This window comes from Aquabacterium lacunae (assembly GCF_004310865.1).
Taxonomy (GTDB): domain Bacteria; phylum Pseudomonadota; class Gammaproteobacteria; order Burkholderiales; family Burkholderiaceae_C; genus Aquabacterium; species Aquabacterium lacunae.
The window spans coordinates 1-6,824 of the sequence record NZ_SIXI01000012.1 but is presented as its reverse complement, the minus strand read 5'-3'; the positions used below and the strand labels follow the sequence as shown (position 1 = coordinate 6,824).

Annotated in this window: 10 protein-coding genes, 1 tRNA gene and 1 pseudogene; 9 read left to right on the top strand and 3 right to left on the bottom strand. The window is 60.5% G+C overall.

From position 1 onward, the window contains the following. The 8 genes from EYS42_RS16705 to rplL form a co-directional block, all read left to right on the top strand. The coding region (locus EYS42_RS16705) for an EF-Tu C-terminal domain-related protein (protein WP_477135961.1) at window positions 1-131 on the top strand (131 nt) is incomplete at its 5' end. Window positions 132-155: 24 nt separating this feature from the next. Further along, a tRNA-Trp gene (locus EYS42_RS16700) sits at window positions 156-231 on the top strand. Between the two features lie 96 nt (window positions 232-327). After that, window positions 328-714 carry a preprotein translocase subunit SecE gene (secE, locus tag EYS42_RS16695; protein ID WP_130969347.1) on the top strand — a complete coding sequence of 129 codons (387 nt, stop codon included), beginning with the start codon at window positions 328-330 and terminating at the stop codon, window positions 712-714. Between the two features lie 28 nt (window positions 715-742). Then, window positions 743-1,309, top strand: coding sequence for a transcription termination/antitermination protein NusG (nusG, locus tag EYS42_RS16690; RefSeq protein ID WP_130969346.1), 567 nt, complete (start codon window positions 743-745; stop codon window positions 1,307-1,309). A gap of 313 nt (window positions 1,310-1,622) precedes the next feature. Next, window positions 1,623-2,054, top strand: coding sequence for a 50S ribosomal protein L11 (gene rplK, locus EYS42_RS16685; protein ID WP_130969345.1), 432 nt, complete (start codon window positions 1,623-1,625; stop codon window positions 2,052-2,054). Window position 2,055: 1 nt separating this feature from the next. Then, a complete protein-coding gene (rplA, locus tag EYS42_RS16680) occupies window positions 2,056-2,754 on the top strand; it encodes a 50S ribosomal protein L1 (RefSeq protein ID WP_130969344.1) in 699 nt (232 codons plus the stop codon). 363 nt (window positions 2,755-3,117) lie between these two features. Next, window positions 3,118-3,648 carry a 50S ribosomal protein L10 gene (rplJ, locus tag EYS42_RS16675; protein ID WP_130969343.1) on the top strand — a complete coding sequence of 177 codons (531 nt, stop codon included), beginning with the start codon at window positions 3,118-3,120 and terminating at the stop codon, window positions 3,646-3,648. Between the two features lie 40 nt (window positions 3,649-3,688). Next, the gene (rplL, locus tag EYS42_RS16670) at window positions 3,689-4,069 is read left to right on the top strand and encodes a 50S ribosomal protein L7/L12 (protein ID WP_130969342.1); all 381 of its coding nucleotides are present in this window, start codon (window positions 3,689-3,691) and stop codon (window positions 4,067-4,069) included. A 95-nt stretch (window positions 4,070-4,164) separates the two neighbouring features. Here rplL and EYS42_RS16665 read toward each other — a convergent pair whose 3' ends face one another. Both EYS42_RS16665 and EYS42_RS16660 read right to left on the bottom strand, forming a co-directional pair. Beyond that, window positions 4,165-4,869, bottom strand: a complete 705-nt coding sequence (locus EYS42_RS16665; protein ID WP_130969341.1) for an START domain-containing protein — start codon at window positions 4,867-4,869, stop codon at window positions 4,165-4,167. Window positions 4,870-5,036: 167 nt separating this feature from the next. Further along, entirely contained in the window at window positions 5,037-5,273 is a 237-nt protein-coding gene (locus EYS42_RS16660) for a hypothetical protein (RefSeq protein WP_130969340.1), read from the bottom strand. Window positions 5,274-5,522: 249 nt separating this feature from the next. Here EYS42_RS16660 and EYS42_RS16655 point away from each other — a divergent pair. Then, window positions 5,523-5,783 (top strand): annotated as a pseudogene (locus tag EYS42_RS16655) (transposase); the annotation flags it as partial. A gap of 102 nt (window positions 5,784-5,885) precedes the next feature. On the opposite strand, the gene EYS42_RS16650 reads toward EYS42_RS16655, so the two are convergent. Next, window positions 5,886-6,659, bottom strand: a complete 774-nt coding sequence (locus tag EYS42_RS16650; protein WP_165456839.1) for an Imm49 family immunity protein — start codon at window positions 6,657-6,659, stop codon at window positions 5,886-5,888. Window positions 6,660-6,824: the final 165 nt, after the last annotated feature.

Genomic DNA, 6,824 nt, shown 5'->3' with positions numbered 1-6,824 from the left:
TGCCTGGCGACAACGTGTCGATCACCGTCAAGCTGATCGCCCCGATCGCCATGGAAGAAGGCCTGCGCTTCGCCATCCGTGAAGGCGGTCGTACCGTCGGCGCCGGCGTGGTGGCCAAGATCCTCGATTGATTTCGATTTCGTTCAGAAGGCCATAGGGGTATAGCTCAATTGGCAGAGCGTCGGTCTCCAAAACCGAAGGTTGTAGGTTCGATTCCTACTGCCCCTGCCAGAGCCTACTGAACCGTCATCGACGCTGTCACGCAGCAGCCCGCAGGCCAAACGGTCCGCGGGCTTTCCTGCCTCAAGTCCCAACTCAGTTTCCACCATGTCTTCCACCACACAAGTCGAGACCGTGACGACCTCAGCCGACAAGGCCAAGCTGGCTGCGGCAGGTGCCCTGGTCATTGCTGGCGTGGCGGCCTTCTACCTGCTGGGCAAGCAGGACCTGTGGCTGCGCATCGTCACCTTGCTGGTGCTGCTGGCCGGTGCCGTGGGCGTGTTCTTCACCTCGGCCCAGGGCAAGGAGCTGATCGCTTTCGGTCAGGACTCCTGGAAGGAGCTGCAGAAGGTGGTCTGGCCCTCGAAGCAAGAGGCCCGCCAGATGACCCTGTACGTGTTCGCCTTCGTGGTGGTCATGGCCCTGTTCTTGTGGCTGGTCGACAAGTCGCTGGAATGGTTGCTGTACAGCGTGATCCTGGGCTGGAAGGCCTGAGTCCCTCACACAAAAGAAGGTTGAATCCATGAGCGACGTTCAATCCGGCACGCCCACCACCGCACCCCTGCGCTGGTACGTGGTGCACGCCTATTCGGGCATGGAAAAGGCTGTCGAGCGCAACCTGCGCGAACGCATCGACCGCGCCGGCATGCAAGACCACTTCGGTCGCATCCTGGTGCCCACCGAAGAGGTGGTTGAGGTCAAGAACGGCAAGAAGTCGGTCACCGAGCGCCGTTTCTTCCCGGGCTACGTGCTGGTCGAGATGGTCATGTCCGACGACTCCTGGCACCTGGTCAAGAACACCTCAAAGGTCACCGGCTTCGTGGGCGGCGCCCGCAACCGCCCCTCGCCCATCTCGGAAGACGAAGTCATGAAGATCGTCAACCAGATGCAAGAGGGCATCGAGAAGCCTCGGCCCAAGGTCGAGTGGGAAGTGGGCGAAGTGGTCCGCGTCAAGGAAGGCCCCTTCACCGACTTCAACGGCTCCATCGAAGAAGTCAACTACGACAAGAGCAAGCTGCGCGTGTCGGTCACCATCTTCGGTCGCGCCACCCCGGTCGAGCTCGATTTCGACCAGGTCGAAAAGATCTGACACCAATTGGCGTTGGCGACGGCGGGCTCAAGTCTGCCAGTGTCCAAAGCACTTGAACACGATCAGGCTCTTGCCTGATCGTTTCGTTTGAGCGAGAATCGAAGGCTTGCCCGATTTCGGGCAGGCTTTTGCGCCGTTTGCCCACAGCCCGTGGGTGCACGGCAGACGCAGGCAAGCGTGCTGGCTGCAAGGCCAGGCGCCCACGGCGTCAAGAGGAGCCAGGAAGCCAAAGTGCACGCAGGTGCGCCCAGGCAAGCCCGGCGTTTGACTCAAGCACACCGGCAGGCCGCTGTGTGTGCCACTGGAGAAACTCATGGCCAAGAAAATTGTCGGCTTCATCAAGCTGCAAGTCCCGGCCGGCAAGGCGAACCCCTCGCCGCCGATCGGTCCCGCGCTGGGTCAGCGTGGTCTGAACATCATGGAGTTCTGCAAGGCGTTCAACGCGCAGACTCAAGGCATGGAACCGGGTCTGGTTCTGCCCGTGGTGATCACCGCTTTCGCAGACAAGTCCTTCACCTTCGTTCTGAAGACCCCTCCCGCCACGGTGCTCCTGAAGAAGGCCGCCAAGCTGGACAAGGGTTCGGCCCGTCCGCACACCGACAAGGTCGGCAAGCTGACCCGCGCCCAGATCGAAGAGATCGCCAAGACCAAGCAGAAGGACCTCACCGCAGCCGATCTGGACGCTGCCGTGCGCACCATCGCTGGTTCTGCCCGTTCGATGGGCATCATCGTGGAGGGCCTGTGAAATGGCTAAGCTGACCAAGCGCCAAAAGGCTCTGCAAGGCAAGGTCGAAACGACCAAGCTGTACGCATTCGATGAGGCCATCGCCATCATCAAGGAAGCCGCCAACGCCAAGTTCGACGAGTCGATCGACGTCGCCGTGCAACTGGGCGTGGACGCCAAGAAGTCGGACCAGGTGGTGCGCGGCGCTGTCGTGATGCCCAACGGCACCGGCAAGACCAAGCGCGTGGCCGTGTTCGCCCAGGGTGCCAAGGCTGAAGAAGCCAAGGCCGCTGGCGCCGACGTGGTGGGCATGGAAGACCTGGCCGAGCAAGTCAAGGCCGGTAACCTGAACTTCGACGTGGTGATCGCTTCGCCCGACACCATGCGCATCGTGGGTACCCTGGGTACCATCCTGGGCCCCCGTGGCCTGATGCCCAACCCGAAGGTCGGCACCGTCACCCCCGACGTGGCCACCGCCGTGAAGAACGCCAAGGCCGGTCAGGTGCAGTTCCGCATCGACAAGGCCGGCATCATCCACGGCACCATCGGTCGCCGCTCGTTCGACGCCGACAAGCTCAAGGGCAACCTGGCTGCCCTGCTGGAAGCCCTGAACAAGGCCAAGCCCGCTTCGTCGAAGGGCGTGTACCTGCGCAAGGTCGCCGTCTCGTCGACCATGGGTCTGGGCGTTCGCGTCGACATCAACAGCATCAACGCCGCCTGAGCCTGAGCGCTCGGCTTCGTTGAAGCTTCACACGGTGCCACCGCCTTCGGGCGGCGTGCACCACGGCCCCGCACGAGTCTGGTGCGGGCGCTGGTGACACGAATTGGTGGGCCATGGGCTCGCGGGCACCGAAGGGTGCGTGCGGCCTGTGGGCTATCAAAGACCGTAGGCGTTGGCCACCGTGCTTGTACAGGCGGTGGTTGGCTTAATCCCCCAGCCTACGCAGATGGCGTCCCGCTGTTGAAGGTTTCCTTGTGGGCCGAAAGGCCTGTGGGGCTCCCCGAGACAAACGGTCGCTGAATCCGGGTGTGTCCGGGTGGGGTGCGTGAGCACGCTGCCAGGACATGTTTTAAGGAGTAGACCTTGAGTCTCAATCGTACCGAGAAAGAAGCCGTCATTGCGGAAGTGGCTGCCCAAGCAGGCAAGGCACAGACGCTGGCACTGGCTGAATACCGCGGTCTCACGGTGGCTCAACTGGACCAGCTGCGCAAGAACGCGCGCGAGCAAGGTGTGTACCTTCACGTGCTGAAGAACACCCTGGCCCGCCGCGCTGTGGCCGGCACCCAGTTCGAAGTCGCTGCCGAGAGCATGAGCGGCCCGCTGATCTACGGCTTCTCTGAAGACGCCGTGGCAGCTGCCAAGGTGATCGCTGACTTTGCCAAGGGCAATGACAAGCTGGTCATCAAGGCTGGCGCTTACGCCGGCAAGGCTCTGGACGCCAACGGCGTCAAGAGCCTGGCATCCATCCCCAGCAAGGAAGTCCTGCTGGCCCAAATTTGCGGTCTGCTGCAATCGCCGATCTCGGGCTTCGCTCGCGTTCTGGCTGCCGTGGGCGAGCAAAAGGGTGGTGGTGCCGCTGCTGAGGCACCTGCTGCCGAAGCCCCCGCTGCCTGATCCGCATTTCACTTTTTTTACCGATTTTTAGGAGCCCCAAATGGCATTCGATAAAGACGCATTCCTGACCGCCCTGGACAGCATGTCCGTGATGGAACTGAACGAGCTGGTCAAGGCCATCGAAGAGAAGTTCGGCGTGTCGGCCGCTGCAATGGCTGCCCCCGCTGCCGGCGGCGCTGCTGGCGGTGGCGCTGCTGCTGCTGAAGAAAAGACCGAATTCAACGTCGTGCTGACCGACGCTGGCGCCAACAAGGTTGGCGTGATCAAGGCCGTGCGCGAAATCACCGGTCTGGGTCTGAAGGAAGCCAAGGACCTGGTCGACGGCGCCCCCAAGAACGTCAAGGAAGGCGTTGCCAAGGCCGACGCCGAAGCCGCCGTCAAGAAGCTGGTGGAAGCCGGCGCCAAGGCCGAACTCAAGTAATTCGGCCGCTGGAGCAGGGTGGTGGCCTCGGCCACTGCCCCTTCTGCAAAAAGCCACCCGGGCAACCAGGTGGCTTTTTTTCTTGCCCGTGCCGTTCAGTGGTCGGCCGGCAGCGTGATCGACTTGCTGCGCTGGTAGTAATCGGGCAGCTCGGTGATCGACTTGATCTTGTATTTGGGCTTGGTCACTTCGCGCTTGAGCCCTTCGAGCGTCACCAGGGCTGCTTCGGTGGACACCAGGTTGGCCAGCCAGCCGGGCACCATGCCGCCCAGGTCGACCTGGGTTTCGAACTCGACCTTGGTCCAGCCCCCCTTGAGCGGCGTGAGGCGGAAGATGTTGTGCAGGGACTTGATTCGCACGTGGTCCGCCACAGGCGGGTAGCCGGCCACCTCGCGCGTTTCGATGAAGATGGCGCCGCCGGGCTCCTGCGTGACCACGCGCTTGAACAGCGCGTCACGCGGCGAAGCGGGCCAGATGCCCTTGAAGCGGGCGTAGGTGTGGTCGTGGCCGTAACCGGCGGGGTGCTGCGCGCTGGCGCACTTGAAGATCCAGTTGGGCAGGTTCTGCGTGTCGGCCAGCAGGGCCAGCACCGTCAGGGCCGACTGGTTCACCTCGGTACTGCCCCGGAAGGCCTTCACGGCCATGCCGTCCACGCTGCGCACCCAGGTGCTGACATCTTCCCGGGCCGTGCCCTGTTTCACCGGCTCCCAGGGGCCTGTGGCGGCCAGGGCGCCCAGCGGCAGGGTCGACGAACACAAGGCCAGTGTCAGGCTGAGCACGGCGCGACGCGAAATGGGCATGGATCCTCCGGGTGGCAAAGGTGATGGGGCCAGGGCCGTGATGCCGCCAGCACCCAAGATGAACCGAGATTGAACGGCAGAAGACGAGGCGAGGCAAGTCGGGCTTGTCTGAGCTTGCCACGCCGATCAGCGCGCGTACTGCTCGGTCAGCCAGCCAGCGTTGATGATCAGCCAATGTCGGCAAAGCCAGCAGTTGCGATGAAGGCCAGGTAGATGAATGCGGTAAGCCAGAAGACAAAGCCTCGGGCGACAGAGTTACCTTTGTCACCCCCCATCAACTCAACGAACTGCCATGGAAGCATGCGCTTGTTAAAGCCATAAGCGAAGTAGTTCCAAGACCAAAATAGCCAAAGAAACCAAATGCCACTGGCGTCCCCCTGTTCAAAATTTCGAAACAGAGTCACTAGGGATGTCGATAGGAAAGTGACCCCAGTCACCCAAAGCGCCTTATTTTTTGGTGTCATCTGGTTTGATCTCAAATAAGTCAATCTTCATGCGGTTTACAAACGCATCCCAACCTCCGGACAGGTTGATGAGGGCGACTGCTCGCGCTGCATTGGCAGGTGTGTGCTCCAAAACCTTTTCAAAGAAGGTAACCCCCCCGCAAAACCAGCGCAGTGAGAAGTAGAAGTTTTCGAAGGAAAACTTCTACCATGAAGAAGTCCCGATTCACCGACAGCCAGATCATCGAGGCGTTCAAGCGCGTAGAGGCCGGCCTTGCCGTGCTAGATTTGTGCCGCGAGATGGGCGTCAGCACGGCCACGTTCTACAAGTGGCGCTCGAAGTTCGGCGGCATGGATGCCTCGCTCATGGCGCGCATGAAGGAGCTGGAGGAAGAGAACCGCCGGCTACGCAAGATGTACGCCGAAGAAAAGCTCAAGGCCGAAGTGGTCTCGGAGGCACTCGCAAAAAAGTGGTGAAGCCAGCCTTTGTTGGCCGAGGCGTTGAAGGTGTCTTGCCCAGCCGCAACACGAACGATGGCACATGACTAGAAGTCTCTCGGGCGATGTTCCACTTCACTTCCCCAGCCAACGCTTGAGCTTTCCCATCACCCCTTGTGGCGGCGGTACCCAACCGGGCTTCAAGAATTCGTACTCATCATCGTAATGATCCAGAGGCTCAATGGGCATCAGTGCCATGGGGACCTTGGGATGGTCAATCTGGACTTGGATACCGCGTAGCCAGCACAACTTCGCCTCAAGCACGCCCAGGTAAGACAAGAAATCTTCGGTGAGCGGATCGTTGTCTTTGCGCCGGGCGTCGCGCTGAATGAGCTCTTCCAGGCCAGCTTGGTCCCTTGCGAGCAGCAGAGAGAAGAAGTCCTGCCCTCTGGGAACGGTTGCACGAAATTCCTTCGGACCACTGACGCCTAGGCGTTCCAACTTGGCACGCAAAGCGACGTCATCACCCAGTGCGGCAAGTTGCTGCATGTGGATGATGTAAGCCCCGTCGCGCGGATCATCACGACCCTCTAAAAGATACGGGGTGGTTGCTTGAGCCATCTCATTGATGATTTGCGGGTTGTCAGACAACAGGGCATAAAACAGCGGCCAGCCAGTGCTGAAGTCAGAGCCGCCATCAAGACAAAATGACATCAGGGTCAAGCGGCTTGCGACATAAAAGTTCTGTTTGAGGCCTGTTAAGTCACCGTGAAGAAAATAGGCGACCATTCCTCGCGTCTGTGAGGGCTGGCATATGCCGGTAAGTACAGCGCCAAGTCTTACGTTTACTCGTTCGTGAGAAAAGCGCTTCACACTATCTGGTAGTCGCATTTCTTCTGCAGCCAGCATGTGTAATAGCCTGTGATTTTCTTGCGGTGGAATCATGGTGTTGAATCACGAGCAAAACTGAGCCACTGAAGGGTCTCCGTCACGTCCAATTTTGAGCCACGTTATCCACCTACCCTGCTGTTTTTTGCAGCAGCGGGGGGCAGGAGTGATCAACGTGAGCACATT